The sequence below is a fragment of the Nonomuraea solani genome, from assembly GCF_900108335.1.
GTDB lineage: Bacteria > Actinomycetota > Actinomycetes > Streptosporangiales > Streptosporangiaceae > Nonomuraea > Nonomuraea solani.
Window position 1 is genome coordinate 161,925 of record NZ_FNVT01000022.1, and the last position, 14,785, is coordinate 176,709.

13 protein-coding genes are annotated in these 14,785 nt (G+C 72.2%); 9 read left to right on the top strand and 4 right to left on the bottom strand.

What is annotated here, in order from left to right:
• Positions 1-111 precede the first annotated feature (111 nt).
• The 5 genes from C4V41_RS49145 to C4V41_RS49165 all read left to right on the top strand — a co-directional run bounded on the left by C4V41_RS49145 (position 112) and on the right by C4V41_RS49165 (position 4,996).
• Positions 112-336, top strand: a complete 225-nt coding sequence (locus tag C4V41_RS49145) for a hypothetical protein (protein WP_103962963.1) — start codon at positions 112-114, stop codon at positions 334-336.
• Positions 337-663: 327 nt separating this feature from the next.
• On the top strand, positions 664-1,719 hold the full coding sequence (locus C4V41_RS49150; protein ID WP_103962964.1) for a hypothetical protein: 1,056 nt from the start codon (positions 664-666) through the stop codon (positions 1,717-1,719).
• A gap of 16 nt (positions 1,720-1,735) precedes the next feature.
• Positions 1,736-2,866 (top strand): toxic anion resistance protein, encoded by a 1,131-nt coding sequence (locus C4V41_RS49155; RefSeq protein WP_103962965.1) that lies wholly within the window; start codon positions 1,736-1,738, stop codon positions 2,864-2,866.
• Entirely contained in the window at positions 2,863-4,395 is a 1,533-nt protein-coding gene (locus tag C4V41_RS49160; protein WP_103962966.1) for a vWA domain-containing protein, read from the top strand. The genes C4V41_RS49155 and C4V41_RS49160 overlap by 4 nt, the downstream gene beginning before the upstream one ends.
• Entirely contained in the window at positions 4,382-4,996 is a 615-nt protein-coding gene (locus C4V41_RS49165; RefSeq protein WP_103962967.1) for a hypothetical protein, read from the top strand. The genes C4V41_RS49160 and C4V41_RS49165 overlap by 14 nt, the downstream gene beginning before the upstream one ends.
• On the opposite strand, the gene C4V41_RS49170 is transcribed toward C4V41_RS49165, so the two are convergent.
• Positions 4,993-7,056: an alpha-galactosidase gene (locus C4V41_RS49170; RefSeq protein ID WP_407670164.1), complete on the bottom strand. Its 2,064-nt coding sequence runs from the start codon at positions 7,054-7,056 to the stop codon at positions 4,993-4,995. The genes C4V41_RS49165 and C4V41_RS49170 overlap by 4 nt on opposite strands.
• Positions 7,057-7,234: 178 nt before the next feature.
• Here C4V41_RS49170 and C4V41_RS49175 point away from each other — a divergent pair, with 178 nt between their 5' ends.
• A complete protein-coding gene (locus C4V41_RS49175) occupies positions 7,235-8,131 on the top strand; it encodes a siderophore-interacting protein (protein ID WP_103962969.1) in 897 nt (298 codons plus the stop codon).
• 8 nt (positions 8,132-8,139) lie between these two features.
• Here the strand turns inward: C4V41_RS49175 and C4V41_RS49180 are convergent, their stop codons facing one another.
• Entirely contained in the window at positions 8,140-8,880 is a 741-nt protein-coding gene (locus C4V41_RS49180) for a hypothetical protein (RefSeq protein ID WP_146104081.1), read from the bottom strand.
• Positions 8,881-9,072: 192 nt separating this feature from the next.
• Between C4V41_RS49180 and C4V41_RS49185 the strand changes: the two genes are divergently transcribed.
• From C4V41_RS49185 to C4V41_RS49195, 3 genes are all read left to right on the top strand, one after another.
• Entirely contained in the window at positions 9,073-9,657 is a 585-nt protein-coding gene (locus C4V41_RS49185) for a TetR family transcriptional regulator (RefSeq protein ID WP_103962971.1), read from the top strand.
• Between the two features lie 228 nt (positions 9,658-9,885).
• Positions 9,886-10,218, top strand: coding sequence for an STAS domain-containing protein (locus C4V41_RS49190; RefSeq protein ID WP_160150665.1), 333 nt, complete (start codon positions 9,886-9,888; stop codon positions 10,216-10,218).
• Between the two features lie 10 nt (positions 10,219-10,228).
• On the top strand, positions 10,229-11,641 hold the full coding sequence (locus tag C4V41_RS49195; protein ID WP_103962973.1) for an RNB domain-containing ribonuclease: 1,413 nt from the start codon (positions 10,229-10,231) through the stop codon (positions 11,639-11,641).
• Positions 11,642-11,820: 179 nt separating this feature from the next.
• Here the strand turns inward: C4V41_RS49195 and C4V41_RS49200 are convergent, their stop codons facing one another.
• Positions 11,821-12,384 carry a TetR/AcrR family transcriptional regulator gene (locus C4V41_RS49200; RefSeq protein ID WP_103962974.1) on the bottom strand — a complete coding sequence of 188 codons (564 nt, stop codon included), beginning with the start codon at positions 12,382-12,384 and terminating at the stop codon, positions 11,821-11,823.
• Positions 12,385-12,848: 464 nt separating this feature from the next.
• Positions 12,849-14,528: an ABC transporter ATP-binding protein gene (locus C4V41_RS49205; RefSeq protein WP_235030864.1), complete on the bottom strand. Its 1,680-nt coding sequence runs from the start codon at positions 14,526-14,528 to the stop codon at positions 12,849-12,851.
• Between the last annotated feature and the right edge of the window lie 257 nt (positions 14,529-14,785).

Genomic DNA, 14,785 nt, shown 5'->3' on the forward strand with positions numbered 1-14,785 from the left:
CAGGCGGCCACCAGCAGTCCCGCGCCGGAGCCGACGGAGCGGGTCTCCCGCCGGCCGGTGAAGGCCGGGCCCAGGACGGTCTGCGGGGAGGTCCAGCCCGCAAACGGGCCGATGGCCGCCGTCGCGGTGCACAAGGGACGCGCGGACTGCGCGGAGGCTCTGCGCGTCTTCCGGACCTACTATCGCCCGCGGACGCCCAAGCAGGGCTCCGCCGGGGTCGCCACCGTCGCGGGCTGGGAGTGCGCGAGCAACTCGGCCGCCGAGAGCATGCGGACCGGCCGGCTGAGCTCCTGCCGCAAGGACGGCACCACGGTCGTGGCCGACGTCATCCCCTGACCGCTCACCGGCGCACGACCTTCCTGGCCGAACGGCCGGGATACACCACGATCAGGTGCTCCTCCGCGACCGCATCGCCCGTGGCTCCCTCGTCGTAGCGGGCGTACACGCGCATCCGGTAGGGCCGCCACGCGCCCGAAACGGTGTCGGCGGACGGCTGCCCAAGTTCTCATGACGATGCGGATGATCTTAGCCACATTCCGCATATAGGGAGAAATCGCCCGGCCATCGTGAACGGCGCATGAATTCTGCCGTACGGTCCGCTTCACACCCGCGCGACGCCCGCGACCGCACTTCCATAATCCCAGACATGGGGGTTATTTCACGATGAAGCGGTGGATCGGCGTCATTCTGGCGGTGGCCCTCGCCGGGGTCGCGGTGGCCGCGATCGTCATGGGGAACCGGACCGAAGAGGGGCCCGAGGTCGTCCGGGGTGTGATCGGCTCGGAGAAGAAACCGTTCTTCGACGACCCGAAGGTGCAGGCGGTCTTCGCCCGGCACGGGCTGCGGGTCGAGGTGGACACCGCGGGTTCGCGGCAGATCGTCACCGGCGTGGACCTGAGCCGCTACGCCTTCGCCTTCCCGTCCAGCGTGCCGGCCGCCGAGCGGATCAAGCGCGACAGGAAGGCCACGACCACGTACTCGCCGTTCTACTCACCGATGGCGGTGGCCACGTTCGAACCGATCGCGGCGCTGCTGGCGAAGGCGGGGGTGCTGCGCGGGACGACTTTCGATATTGCGAAATATCTCGATTTAGTCGCAAAAGGCACCCGCTGGGACCAAATTCCCGATAATTCGGCTTATCCGGCACGCAAAAGGGTGTTGCTCACCACGACCGACATCCGTACCTCGAACTCCGCCGCCATGTACCTGTCGGTGATCGGTTACGTGGCCAACTCCGAGGACGTGATCAGCTCCGACGAGCAGATCGCCAAACTCGCGCCCGTCCTCGCTCCCGCCGTACTCGACCAGGGCTTCGCCGAGTCCACCAGCGAGGCGTCGTTCGACGACTACCTGGCTCTGGGCGCGGGCAAGACGCCGATGCTGGTCGTCTACGAGGCGCAGTATCTGGCGCACGTCTTCGCCGGCGACGGCGCGATCAAGCCGGACATGCGGCTGGTCTACCCGTCGCCGACCGTGCTCAGCAAGCACACACTGGTCCCCCTGTCAGGGGCGGGCACCCGGATCGGCGAGCTGCTCACCAAGGATCCCGAGCTGCAGGCCCTGGCCGCCGCGTACGGCTTCCGCACCACCGACCCGAAGGCGTTCGCCACCCTGGCCGCCAAGACCGGTACGCCGCCCGACCTCGTCGACGTCGTCGAGCCGCCCGCGTACGAGCGCCTGGACCGGCTCATCTCCACCATCGAAACCACCCGGCCCTAGCAAGGAGATCCCTTACGTGTCCGATCTGGTGCTCACGCCGCCCGAGCCGGTGACTCCGGTCCCGGCCGAGACGGCGGCCACCATGCTCCCGATGGCCGGCGAACGCGCGGCCGAGCTGACCGCCAAGGCCCGCGAGTTCGCCGGCGAGCTGAGCGGGCTCGACCCGCGCTCACCCGACTTCTCGCGCAAGGTGCACGACGTCGCCTCGATGGGCGACACCGAGATCAGGTCCGCCTCCCAGGCGGCCAACCGCATGCTCAAGCGGCCCGTCGCCGCCCTGTCGGCGGCCAGGGGCGAGGGCGCCGACGCCCAGGGCCGGGTCGCGAACGAGCTGGTGGCGCTGCGCCGCACGATCGTCGACCTGGACCCGAAGCAGGCCGCGAGCGGCCCGCGCCGCCTCCTGGGGCTGATCCCGTTCGGCGACCGGCTGCGCGACTACTTCGCCAAGTACCACTCCGCGCAGAAGCACCTCGACGACATCGTCCGCGCGCTCAAGTCCGGCCAGGACGAGCTGCTGCGCGACAACGCCGCCATCGAGGGCGAGAAGGCGAACCTGTGGGAGGCCATGACCCGGCTGCAGGAGTACGCGGTCATGGCCCAGGCGATGGACGCGGCCCTGGAGGAGCAGATCGCCGTGGCCGACGAGGAGCGGGCCACCGCGCTGCGCTCCGACGCCCTGTTCACCGTCCGCCAGAAGCACCAGGACCTGCTCACCCAGCTCGCCGTCTCGGCGCAGGGCTACCTGGCCCTGGACCTGGTGCGCAAGAACAACCTGGAGCTGAGCAAGGGCGTGGACCGGGCCACCACGACGACGGTCGCGGCGCTGCGCACGGCCGTGACGGTCGCGCAGGCGCTGGCGAACCAGAAGCTGGTGCTCGACCAGATCACCGCGCTCAACGCCACGACCGGCGACCTGATCCTGGCCACCAGCGAGATGCTGCGCACGCAGGCGGGCGCGATCCAGAACCAGGCGGCCGCGGCCACCGTGGACCTGGACACGCTGCGGCAGGCGTTCGACAACGTGTACGCCACGATGGACGCCATCGACGCCTTCCGCGCCAAGGCCGTCGACAGCATGGCGGCCACCGTGGACAGCCTGTCGTCGGAGCTGGAGCACACGAAGACGTACCTGGAGCGTTCCTCATGAGGTGGGCGGCGGCGCTGCTCCTGCTGCTGGTGGCCGCCTGCGCGCCCGCGGCCGAACCCGCGAACGTCCTGCGCGTCCTGGCCGGCAGCGAGATCAAGGACCTCGAACCCCTGCTCCAGCGCGCCGAACAGGAGGCCGGCGTGCGGGTGAAGCTCACCTACACCGGCACCCTCGACGGCGCCGAGCAGGTCGCGACCGGCCGCGCCGACGGCAACCTGGACGCCACCTGGTTCTCCTCCAACCGCTACCTGTCCCTGATCGACGGCGCCCAGGCCAGGCTGTCCACGCAGACGAAGGTCATGGTCTCGCCCGTCGTCCTGGGCCTGAAGCCGGCCAAGGCGAGCGAGCTCGGCTGGGACAAGGGCGCGGTCTCGTGGGCCGACATCGCGGCGGCGGCCAGGGACGGCCGGTTCAGCTTCGGCATGACGAACCCGGCCTCGTCCAACTCCGGTTTCTCCGCCCTGGTCGGGGTGGCCGCGGCCCTGTCGGACGCGGACGGCGCGCTGAGCGCGGAGCAGGTCACGGCGGTGACGCCGAAGCTGAAGGAGTTCTTCTCCGCGCAGCGGCTGACGGCCGGCTCGTCGGGCTGGCTGGCCGACGCCTACGCCCGCGCGCCGGGCGTGGACGGCATGGTGAACTACGAGTCGGTGCTGCTCGCCGCGCGGGAGCCGCTCACCATCGTCTACCCGGGCGACGGCGTGGTCAGCGCCGACTACCCGCTCACGCTGCTGGCCTCGGCCCCGGAGGCCAAGAAGGCCCTGTACGGCAAGCTCACCACGTGGCTGCGCACCCCGGCCGTGCAGCGCGACATCATGACCGGCACCCACCGCCGCCCGATCGTGAACGGCGTACCCCTGGGCCCGCGTTTCGGCTCGGCGCCGCTCATCGAGCTGCCCTTCCCGAACCGGCGCGGCACCGCCGACGAGCTGATCGCCACCTACCTCAACCAGGTGCGGGTCCCGGCGGAGACCAGGTTCGTGCTGGACACCTCCGGCTCGATGGACGGCGACAGGATCGCCGCGCTGCGGCAGGCGCTGATCGCGCTGACCGGCGCGGACACCTCCGCCTCCGGCGCCTTCTCGCGCTTCAGCAACCGCGAGGCCGTCACGATGATCCCGTTCAGCGACAGGACCGGGCAGTCGGTGCCGTTCACCGTCCCCGAACGCGACCCCGGCCCCGTCCTCGCCCAGATCAAGCAGTTCGCCGAAGGTCTCGGCGCGGCGGGCGGCACCGCGATCTACGACAGCCTCGCCGCCGCCTACGACCGCCCGGCCGCGCCCGGCCACTACACCTCGATCGTGCTCATGACCGACGGCGAGAACACCCACGGCGCCGACTACGACGCCTTCGAGGCCCGCTACCGGTCCCTGCCGGAGGACCGGCGCCGGCCGCCGACGTTCGTGGTGCTGTTCGGCGAGAGCGACGCCGACGAGATGCGCCGGGTGGCCACGCTGACCGGCGGCGCCGTGTTCGACGCCCGGGAGACGTCGCTGACCAGCGCGTTCAAGGAGATCCGTGGCTATCAGTGAGCGGGTCCTGCGCTACCTGGGCTCGACGAGGAACATCGCCGGCTCGGTCCTGGCCCTACTCGGCCTGCTGGCCCACTTCCTGGGGCTGGCGGGCGCGTTGTGGCCGCTGGTCGTGGCCGCCCTCTATGGTGTCGGCGCGCTGCTCGCCCCGCCGGAGCGGGTCCGGCTGACGATCTCCGAGGTCGAGACCCAGGGGTTGCGCGCCGACCTGGACGGCCTGCTGCGCCGCATCGACGGGCACTTCCCCGACGACGTGCGGGCCGCCGTGCACGCCCTGGCCGACGTCATCGGCGGCGTGCTGGCCAGGGCCGAGCAGCTCGCCGCCTCCCCCGACCAGTTGCACGTGGTGTCGCAGACGATCCGCCGCTACCTGCCGGCCAGCCTGGAGGCGTACGCGAACCTGCCGCGCCGCTACGCCCTCACCCGGCGGGCCGGGCGGGAGCGCAGCGCGCACGAGGAGCTGCTGGCCCAGCTCGCGCTGCTCGACGCCCAGATGGGCAAGGTCGCCGAGGCGATCCACCGGGGCGACGAGCAGGCGCTGCGCGACCAGGGCCGCTTCCTGCGCGACCGGTTCGGCGGCTCGGACCTGGACCTGGGTTAGACCTTCTCCACCTCGATCAGCAGCACCGACGTGGGGCGCAGCGCCGGAGCGGGCAGGCCCACCTCGGCGAGCACCGCGCCGGGCACCCGCACCGGGCCGGCGGCCCACTCCGGCAGACCCGTCCTCGGGGGCACGGGTCCCGCGACGCGCACCTCGTAGCGGGCCTCGGGGTCGAGCCCCGGCAGCCGCAGCGGGCCGGGCCCCGTGTCGACCCGCGAGGTGAGCTGGACGAAGGCGTAGATCGCCCGCTCGGGCAGCACCACGCCGTGCAGCAGCGCCGACGGGTCGGCGTGGTCGGCGCGGACCACCCGGCCCGCGTGCAGCAGCGGCCGCAGCCGCTTGTGCAGCGCGATCCACGTGGCCAGCTCCTCCAGCTCGGCCTCGCTCGCCGACGTCAGGTCCCACTCCACGCCCATGTGGCCGAACAGCGCGGTCGCCCCGCGGAAGGCCAGCGGCAGCGAACGGCCGGTGATGTGGTCGTCCGGCGCGCCGACGTGGGAGCCGAGCCGCTCGGGCGGCACGAGCAGCCCGGTCCAGCGCTGGATGGCCTGCCTGTCGAGGGCGTCGTTGCTGTCGGAGGTCCACACCCGGTCGGTGCGGGCCAGGATGCCCAGGTCGACGCGCGCGCCGCCGGACGAGCACGACTCGATCTCCAGCCCGGGGTGGCGGGCGCGCAGCTCGTCGAGCAGCCGGTAGGTGGCCAGGGTCTGCGCGTGCACGCCGGGCGCGCCGTCGTGCACGGGCTCGGCGATGTCGCGGTTGTGGTCCCACTTGATGTAGTCGAGCGCGTACTCGGTGACGAGGGTGCTGATCCTTTCGAGCAGGTACGCGTACGCCTCCGGCCGGGCCAGGTCGAGCACCTGCTGGTGGCGCTGCGGCGGCGGCATGCGCTCGGCCCGCCCGAGGATCCAGTCGGGGTGCTCGCGGGCCAGGTCGGAGTCGGGGTTGATCATCTCGGGCTCGAACCAGAGGCCGAACTGCATGCCGAGCTTGCGTACGTGCTCGGCCAGCGGGTGCAGCCCGTCCGGCCAGACGCCCTCGTCGACGTACCAGTCGCCGAGCCCGGCCCGGTCGTGGCGGCGGTGCCGGAACCAGCCGTCGTCGAGCACGAACCGCTCGATCCCGGCCGCGGCGGCCTTGCCGGCCAGCTCCAGCAGCCGGTCGAGGCCGTGGTCGAAGTAGGTGGCCTCCCAGTTGTTGAGCGTGACGGGCCGTTCCGGGAGGGGGCGGGCGGCGCGCAGGTGATCGTGCAGCCGGGTGCTCGCCTCGTCCAGCCCGGCGCCCGACCAGGTGAAGTACACCCACGGCGTCCGGTAGCTCTCCCCTTCACCCAGCACGACCTCGCCCGGCTCCAGCAGCTCGCCGCCGGCCAGCAGCGCGGCGCCCTCCTGCAGGCGCTCGGCGTAGTGCGCGTGGTTGCCGCTCCACCCGGTGTGCACCGCCCACACCTCGCCGCCGCGGAACCCGAATCCCTCGGTCCCGGCCACCAGCAGCCCGGTGCCGTCGTGCCCGGTGCGGCCCCTGCGGTTCTCCCTCGACCACACCCCGTGCCCGAACGCCCTGCGCTGCGGCACCTTCTCCAGCGCCCACCGCCCGGTGAAGTCCAGCAGTTCCCCGGCTCGCCCGGGCACCGGCAGCGCGCAGGTCAGCCCCTCCACGCGGTACGGCGTCGCGGCGGTGTTGCGCACCGTGTGCCGCATCGTCACCAGGCCGCCGGCGTCCATGGCCAGCTCGCTCACCAGCTCCAGCCCGGCCCTGGCGTCGGTGGCCGTGACGGTCACCGTGCCGCCCGCACCGGGGGTGACGTCCGCGTCGCAGCCCTCCACGGTCCAGCGCACCGGCCAGTGCTCGCCGTCCCTGCCGCCCGTCAGGCCGGGACGTCCGTACCAGGAGTCGCCCTGGGCGGGCAGCAACGGCGGCGCGGCGGCCAGGGAGGCCAGCACGGGCACCAGCTCGGCCCCGTCGACGGCGCCCAGCCCGGCGCCGAAATGCCGCACCCGGGGCAGGCCGGGGCCGGAATCGTCGAGCACGAGCGCGGCGCCGGCCGCGCTGAGGATCACGGGAGACAAGTCGGGCTCCTTATGGAGGGGGCAGGCGCGGGACCTGCGTCTCGGCATCAGCGGTATGACGCTACCTCGCCGATCTTGGCGGCGCACGGGGAGGTCCCACCTCCGGCTGGCCATCCATCCCCTGATCGATTAGGTTAGGCTCACCTAAACTGGATGGGAGATTTCGGGGATGACCGAGCCGTTTCGCATGTTCGACGTACGGGTGGACCGCCTCAAGCGGCTGAGCCCGTCGTTCCTCCGCGTCACCTTCACCGGCGACGACCTGCACCTGTTCGCGGACAACGGCTTCGACCAGCGGATCAAACTCATCCTCCCGCTCGCCGAGCACGGCATGACCCACCTGCCGTCCGGCGCGGACTGGTACACGCGCTGGCGCGCGCTCGACAACGACAAGCGCAACCCGATGCGCACCTACACCGCCCGCCTGGTCCGCCCCGACGCGGCCGAGGTCGACGTGGACGTGGTCATGCACCCGGACGGCGGCCCGGCCGCCCGCTGGGCCGAAGGTGTGGGCGTCGGCGACATCGCCTGCCTCTACGGCCCCGACTCACGCCACGAGGGCCGGCACGGCGGCCTGGAGTTCCGGCCGCCCGAGGGCACCGGCTGCGTCCTGATCGCCGGCGACGAGACGGCGGTGCCCGCCATCTGCTCCGTCCTCGAACGGCTGCCCACCCCCCTGGCCGGCGAGGTGCTCATGGAGGTGCCCTGCGAGGAGGACTTCCTGCCGGTGGAGACGTCCGCCTCGGTCAAGGTCACCTGGCTGGCCAGGAACGGCGGCGAGCGCGGCGGCGCCCTCATCCCCGCCGTCAAGGCCGCCGCCGGCCGCCTGCTGCCCGCCCTCCCGAAGCCGGAGAGCTTCGACGACCTGGACGTCGACACCGACGAGCTGTGGGAGGTCCCGCAGGAGGAGACGCCGGACTACGGCCCGCTGTACGCGTGGCTGGCCGGCGAGGCGGCCGTCATCAAGACCCTGCGCCGCCACCTGGTCGCCGAGCGCGGCCTGGACCGCCGCTCGGTGGCCTTCATGGGCTACTGGCGCGACGGCCGCCCCGAGAACAACGAGTAACCGGCCTTCTAGCGCAGTTCCGGTGCGTTGTCGCCCAGCACCGCCCGCAGATCCTCGTCCGTGGGCGGACGCACCCACGTCAGGCCCGGCCCGCCGGAGCCGATCAGCCGGGGCACGACCTCCCGCAGCAACTCCTCGGCGCCCGCCTCCGGCCGTTTGCCGCGTTCCTCCGCGTAGAGGTCAAGCAGCCGGGCCAGGTCCAGCATCATCGTGTTGGCCTCGCCCGTACGCGGCTCGGGCCCGCCGCCCACGCTCACCGTCTTGAGCGGCGTCCCGTTGACGTGCGACACCTTGGCGCCGGGCACGGGCACCTGCAACGCTCCAATGGCGGCATCGCCCGTCCCGCCGGTGATCTCCTCCGCCAGGGCGGCGAAGCGGGCGGCGTCCATGCCGTCCACCTCCCCGTCCAGCCACCCAGCCCGCAGGTGCAGCACCCCGGGCCGCTCGGCCTGCTCCAGCAGCCGCGCCACCGTCGCCTGCGGGTCGTGCATCGCGGCGTCCCCCCGGGCCGCGAACGCGTCGGCGAGCAGGTAGAGGGAGAGCAGCCGGGGCGGCTCGTACGTCGTGAGCACCCCCCGCTCCCCGTCCACCCGGAAAGCGCCCCCGGAGTCGTGGCAGGCCCGCAGCCCCTCCATGAACGCGGCCTGCGCCTCGGCCGAGAGCATGAACTCCCAGCCCCATTGACGTTCGGCCTCGACCCTGTCGTCGGCCTCACCGCCCGCCGAATCCCGGCGGAGCCACCAGGCCATCCCGCCGATTACGGCGGCGGCCAGCGCTGCGACTGCGACTGCGATCCACACGATGTCGTTGACTTTCCCCTCGTACTGACAGGGCTAGCAGCGTAGTGTGATCGGCCCTGGCAAACCCGCTAATTTCCCCAAAATACGCCCACCCGTATCCGCGTCGACACGCATCCCCAAAGGGCTGACAGAATTGGAAAGGTGACAGATGGCATCCTGACGGCCGACCAGATCCTCGCGGCGGCGCAAGAGGTCCTGCGCCGCTACGGCCCGGCCAAGGCCACGGTCGTCGACGTCGCGCGGGCGCTAGGCGTCAGCCACGGCAGCGTCTACCGGCATTTCCCCAGCAAGACGGCCCTGCGCGAGGCCGTCACCCAGCGCTGGCTGGACGAGTCGCACGCCGGGCTGGCCGCCGTCATGGCCATGGACACCCCGGCCGACGTACGGCTGCGCGACTGGCTGTCGGCGCTGGCCGCCGCCAAGCGCAAGAAGGCCCTCGACGATCCCGAGCTCTTCGCCACGTACTCGGTCCTGGTGCAGGAGGCCAGCACGGTCATCGACCGGCACGTCGCCGGCCTGATCGCGCAGATCGAGCAGATCATCGCCGCCGGCGTGGCGCGCGGAGAGCTGGTGGCCCCCGACCCGGCCGTCGCGGCCCGCGCCGTCCTTCAGGCCACGTCCACCTTCCACAATCCCGTGCACGCCGCCGGCTGGGGCCGACCGGGGATCGATGATGATTTCACCGCTCTGTGCGATCTCATCCTGCTCGGCCTGAAACCACGCTGACGGGTGAGGTTTTCTTCTATCCGGTAATCGAAATTGCTTTCTTGAGGATTTCTCTTGTTCACCCGAATCGGTTCTGCCCTCTCGACGTGCGCGGACAGGCATGTACACTCCATTCCGGAAGCACACAGTCGCTCTATGTGACGCGAGCAAGACATCGTGCCAATGGCAAAGGGCGGGTCCGCGCTACCGACAGATGATCCCGGCCCTCGGAGAGCGCGGAGCCGGCCTATGGACCCACTGCATCTGACCACCAGCCGCCGCGACGGCGCCCTCACCGTGAGCGTGTCCGGAGAGCTCGACATCGCCACCACCGAGCTGCTGCGCGGCCACCTGCTCGCGCTGCTGCAGGAGGCCGGGCACGCCCACCGCGCCGACATGTCGCTGATCATCGAGATGAGCCGCCTGTCCTTCATCGACGCGGCCGGGCTCGGCATCCTCGTCTCCGTCCAGAACCAGGCGCTCAGCCAGTGCACCCCGCTGCGCATCGCGAACGTCCCGCCCGCCATGCTGCGGCTGTTGCGCATCACCGGCCTCGACACTCACCTCACGCCGCCCCTGTAGGTTGTCAGGCGTGCAGGTTCCCGATGAGATACCTCTGAAGCTCGAAGACGGGTTCGACCGGATCCGGCGGGAGTTCGCGCTGCCCGGCGACTTCCCGCGGGCCGTGCTCGACGAGGCCGCGTGGGTGGCGCGGGTGCCCCGGCTCGACGCCAAGGACATGACCGACGTGCCCTTCGTGACCATCGACCCGCCCGGCTCGATGGACCTCGACCAGGCCCTCCATCTGGAGCGGCTGCGCGCCGGCTACCGCGTCTGGTACGCCATCGCCGACGTCGGCGCCTTCGTCCGCCCCGGCGGCGTGATCGACACCGAGGCCCGCGTCCGAGGCGAGACCGTCTACATGCCGGCGGGCAAGGTGCCGCTGCATCCCAAGGTGCTCTCGGAAGACGCCGCCAGCCTGCTGCCCGGCGCGCTGCGACCGGCCGTGGTGTGGCGGATCGACCTCGACGGCGACGGCCGCACGGTGGGCGCCGACGTGCAGCGCGCCCTCGTACGCAGCCGCGAGCGCTACGACTACGCCTACGTGCAGGCGGTCATCGACACCGGCACCGCCGACGGCGTCCTGGAGCTGCTGGCCGAGATCGGCCGCCTGCGCCTGGCCCTGGAGCGCGAGCGCGGCGGCGTCACCCTGCCCACGCCCGACCAGGAGGTGGTCGCCGCCGACGGCGGCTACCGGCTGGAGTTCCGGCTGCCGCTGCCCGCCGAGGCGTGGAACGCGCAGATCTCGCTGCTGACCGGCATGGCCGCGGCCGCCATGATGCTCGACGCGGAGATCGGCATCCTGCGCGTGCTGCCCCCGCCGAAGCCCGACGACCTGGCCAAGGTCCGCCGGGTGGCCCGCGCGCTCGACGTGCCGTGGCCCGAGGGCGCCGGCTACGGCGACGTGGTGCACGACCTGGATCCGAAGAAGGCGCAGCAGGCGGCGTTCCTGCACGAGTCGAGGGTGCTGCTGCGCGGGGCCGGTTACGTCGCCTTCGACGGCGCGCCGCCCCGGCTGGCCGAGCACGCGGCGGTGGCGGCACCCTACGCGCACGTCACCGCTCCGCTGCGGCGCCTGGTCGACCGCTACGCGACGGAGGCGTGCCTGGCGATCGCGGCTGGCGAGCCGGTCCCCTCCGACGTGCGGGCGGCGCTGACGGCCCTGCCCGACCTCATGTCCACCTCCGGGCGCCGCACGAATGCGGTCGAGCGGGCGTGCGTGGACCTGGTGGAGGCGTTCCTGTTGCGCGACAGGATCGGGCAGGCGTTCGAGGCGGTCGTGATCGACGTCGACGAACGGCGCGGGGGCGGCCAGGTGCAGCTGCTGGACCCTGCCGTGATCGCCCGCTGCGACGGGACGCTCCCCCTCGGCGAGCAGGTCACCGTGCGGCTGTCGCAGGCCGATCCGGCCACCCGGGAGGTCCGCTTCGGCCTGGCGACCTGATCACTTCTTGAGCGGGCTCCAACCGGCGCCCACGCCCGTCAGGTGCAGCGCCAGGCAGAGCAGGCCGGCGGTGCCGAGCGTGCCGACGGTGAGGAGGCCGGAGACGGCCAGGTCGGCGAGTCAGTGCGTCCTGGCGCGCATGCCGTCGCACACCACGTCGGCCATCCTGACCGTGGGGGTCAGTGCGCCCTGGCGCGCATGCCGTCGCAGACCACGTCGGCCATCCTGACCGCCGACCCGCGCGCCCGTGCCCGCCGCTCGGCGACCAGACACCCCCGCAGCAGATCCTGTACGTCCTGCGCCCCCAGATCACCGCGTACCGCCCCGGCCTGCTGCGCCCTGGCCAGCAGCCGCCCCAGCACGGCCGCGAACGCGTCGTCCAGCGTCGTCCCCGAGCCGCCGACCAGCATGTCGCAGAGCGCCTGACTGACCGCCGCCTGCTCGGCCACCCGCGCGAACCACCCGAAGAACGCCCTGCCCGCGTCCTCGGCGGTGGCCAGCGCTCGCCCGTCGGCCACGAACCGCTCGATCCGCCCCAGCAGCACCGCCTCGACCAGCGCCGCCTCGGTCGGGAAGTGCCGGTAGACGGTGCCAACCCCGAACCCGGCCCGGCGCGCGATCTCGTCGAAGGAGATGCTCAGGCCGTCACCGGCCAGGGCCTCGTGCGCGATCTGCAGGACCCGCTCGCGGTTGCGCCGGGCGTCGGCGCGCAGCGGCCTGGCGGCGCTGTGGTCGTCGCCCATGACATGAACCTGCCTCAGGACAAGCGGAGAGAGTTCTCCGATTCTAGCGAGGAAATGTCAGGACATACACCCCAACACCCGACACCAACCCCACAACCCCAGACCCCACACACCCACCCCCGCAACCGCCACCACCCCGATCCCGCCTCCGGCCAACCGATCAGCCGCCATCCCACCTCCGGCCACCCCCATCAGCCCTCAGCCCGCCACCGAGCACCCGATCGGCCCCAGCCCCCTCGGGACACCAACCCTCCCCCTCCGCCCGAACTCCGGCACCCGAACGAGCCCTCTCAGCCCGCTTCGCGACCGAGCAGGCACCCCACCCTGGATCACGACAGCCGGGCAGGCGCCTCAGCCCGACCGGCAACGCCCGACCAGGCACCTCCGCCCGACCCACGGGGACCGGCGGACATCTGGGCCCGTCGACAGGGGCGCGGCCGGGCGATCGACCGGTCCCGGACGGCTCACCCGTTAGGGGACGTGGTCGAGCGGGTGCCGCGAGCCGGGAGGCCGACGCGCTTGAGGCGGATGCGTTCCTCCCTGGGCACCGGTTCGAGTTCCACCACCCGCGCCCCCTCCGGAACGTGCCGCAGATCATGCGTGATCAGCAGCGTCGTCCGCCCGGCCATGAGCCGCCGCAGCGGTTTCATCACCTGCGCGGCCGTGGCCTCGTCCAGCCCGTTCATGGGCTCGTCGAGAACCAGCACCGGCGCGTCCCGCAGGATGGCCCTGGCGATCCCGATCCGCTGCCGCTGCCCCCCGGACAGGAGCCGCCCCCGCTGCCCCACCGGCGTGTCGTACCCCTGGGGCAGCAGCTTGACGAAGTCGTGCACGCCCGCCGCCTCCGCCGCCCTGATCACCTCGTCGAGCGAGGCCCCGGGCCGGCCGTAGGCGATGTTGTCGCGTACCGACCCCGAGAACAGCAGCGTCTCCTGGTGCAGGATGGTGATGTTGTCGCGCAGCGACTCCCGCGTCAGCCCCCGCAGGTCGGCGCCGTCCAGCAGGACGCGCCCCTCGTCCGGGTCGTAGAAGCGCAGCAGCAGCTTGGCCAGCGTGGACTTGCCCACGCCGCTGGCCCCGGTGATGGCGACGACCTCGCCGGGCCCGGCGGTGAGCGACAGGTCCCGCAGCACCGGCCGCCCCCGCCCCGGATAGGCGAAGCCGACCCTCTCGAACGCGACCCGCCCGGCGCTACGACCCGCCGCAACGGCCCCCGCGTCGTCGGTGGCGACCGGATTGGCCCGCAGGACCTCGATCACCCGGTCGGACCCGGCGGCCGCCTCGGAGACGGTCATGGCCAGCTCGCCCAGCCCCTGAACGGCCGGGTACAGCAGGGCCAGGTAGGCCGCGAAGGACAGCAGGCCGCCGAGCGTCAGCCGGCCCGCCGCGATCTCCCACGCGCCGAAGCCGAGGACGACGATCAGGCAGACGGTCTCGATGAGCTGGACGGCGGGACCGTACAGACCGGACAGCCACGCCTGCGCCATGTTGGCGCGCAACCAGCCCCGGCCCTCCCGGTGCAGGCGCCGCGACTCGGCGCCTTGTCCGTTGTACGCCTGGACGAGCGGCTGGTTGGCCAGCCCCTCCTCCAGGACGCTGTTCATGGCCCCGTTGCTGGCCCGCTCCCGCGCCGCCGCCGTCCTGAACCCGGCCGCGAACACCTTCGAGACCACCAGGAACAGCGGAATCAGGGCCAGGGTGACGAGCGCGAGCTCCCAGCGGACGAAGAAGGCCGCCGTCGCGAAGAACACCGCACTGGCGACCGTCGTGACCGCCTTGACCAGCCCGGAGCCGACGAGCTCCTCGATGGCCTCGACGTCGTCGGTCAGCCGGGCCATCAGGTCACCCAACCGCCGCTTCTCGGAGTAGTCGGGCGCGAGCGTCTGGAGGTGGGCGTACACGCGGTCGCGCAGGGCCAGCAGGAACCGTTCGGCGCCCAGCGCGGTGGCGTACGCTCCCGCGAAGGACGTCACCCCGGCGAGCGCGGCGAGCCCGAGCCAGGCGAACGCCGGTGTCCAGAACGCCCCCAGGTTCTTGGTCGTCAGCACCTCGTCGGTGATGTGCCCGAACAGGCGGATCGCGGCGACCTCGCACAGCGCCGCCAGGATGGCGAACACCACTCCGGCCACGAACAGCCGCCGCAATCCGCGAGTGTCCGGCCAGAACTCGCGAAAGGTCCGGCGAAGAGAAATCGCCGGCGCGAGTTCACGGCCGGAAGCGCTCAATGAGAGCCGGCGGCTAAGCCGCCGGCTCTCAGGGGGGTTATCTAGCACCCCCACCACCTGCGACGAGAGCAGCCGCCCCAGCGACGCCAGCGGCGACGCCTGCGACAGCCCCATCCCTGCTGGTGACCGACTTGTGCGAACGTGGTGCTAGCCATCTTTCCTCCCCCGATTGGCTG

What these genes read in the sequence shown, in the direction of transcription:
- C4V41_RS49145 (WP_103962963.1), top strand. Translation starts at nt 112, where the DNA reads ATGGCCGCCGTCGCGGTGCACAAGGGACGCGCGGACTGCGCGGAGGCT.
- C4V41_RS49150 (WP_103962964.1), top strand. Translation starts at nt 664, where the DNA reads ATGAAGCGGTGGATCGGCGTCATTCTGGCGGTGGCCCTCGCCGGGGTC.
- C4V41_RS49160 (WP_103962966.1), top strand. Translation starts at nt 2,863, where the DNA reads ATGAGGTGGGCGGCGGCGCTGCTCCTGCTGCTGGTGGCCGCCTGCGCG.
- C4V41_RS49175 (WP_103962969.1), top strand. Translation starts at nt 7,235, where the DNA reads ATGACCGAGCCGTTTCGCATGTTCGACGTACGGGTGGACCGCCTCAAG.
- C4V41_RS49180 (WP_146104081.1), bottom strand. Translation starts at nt 8,880, where the DNA reads ATGGCCTGGTGGCTCCGCCGGGATTCGGCGGGCGGTGAGGCCGACGAC.
- C4V41_RS49190 (WP_160150665.1), top strand. Translation starts at nt 9,886, where the DNA reads ATGGACCCACTGCATCTGACCACCAGCCGCCGCGACGGCGCCCTCACC.
- C4V41_RS49200 (WP_103962974.1), bottom strand. Translation starts at nt 12,384, where the DNA reads ATGGGCGACGACCACAGCGCCGCCAGGCCGCTGCGCGCCGACGCCCGG.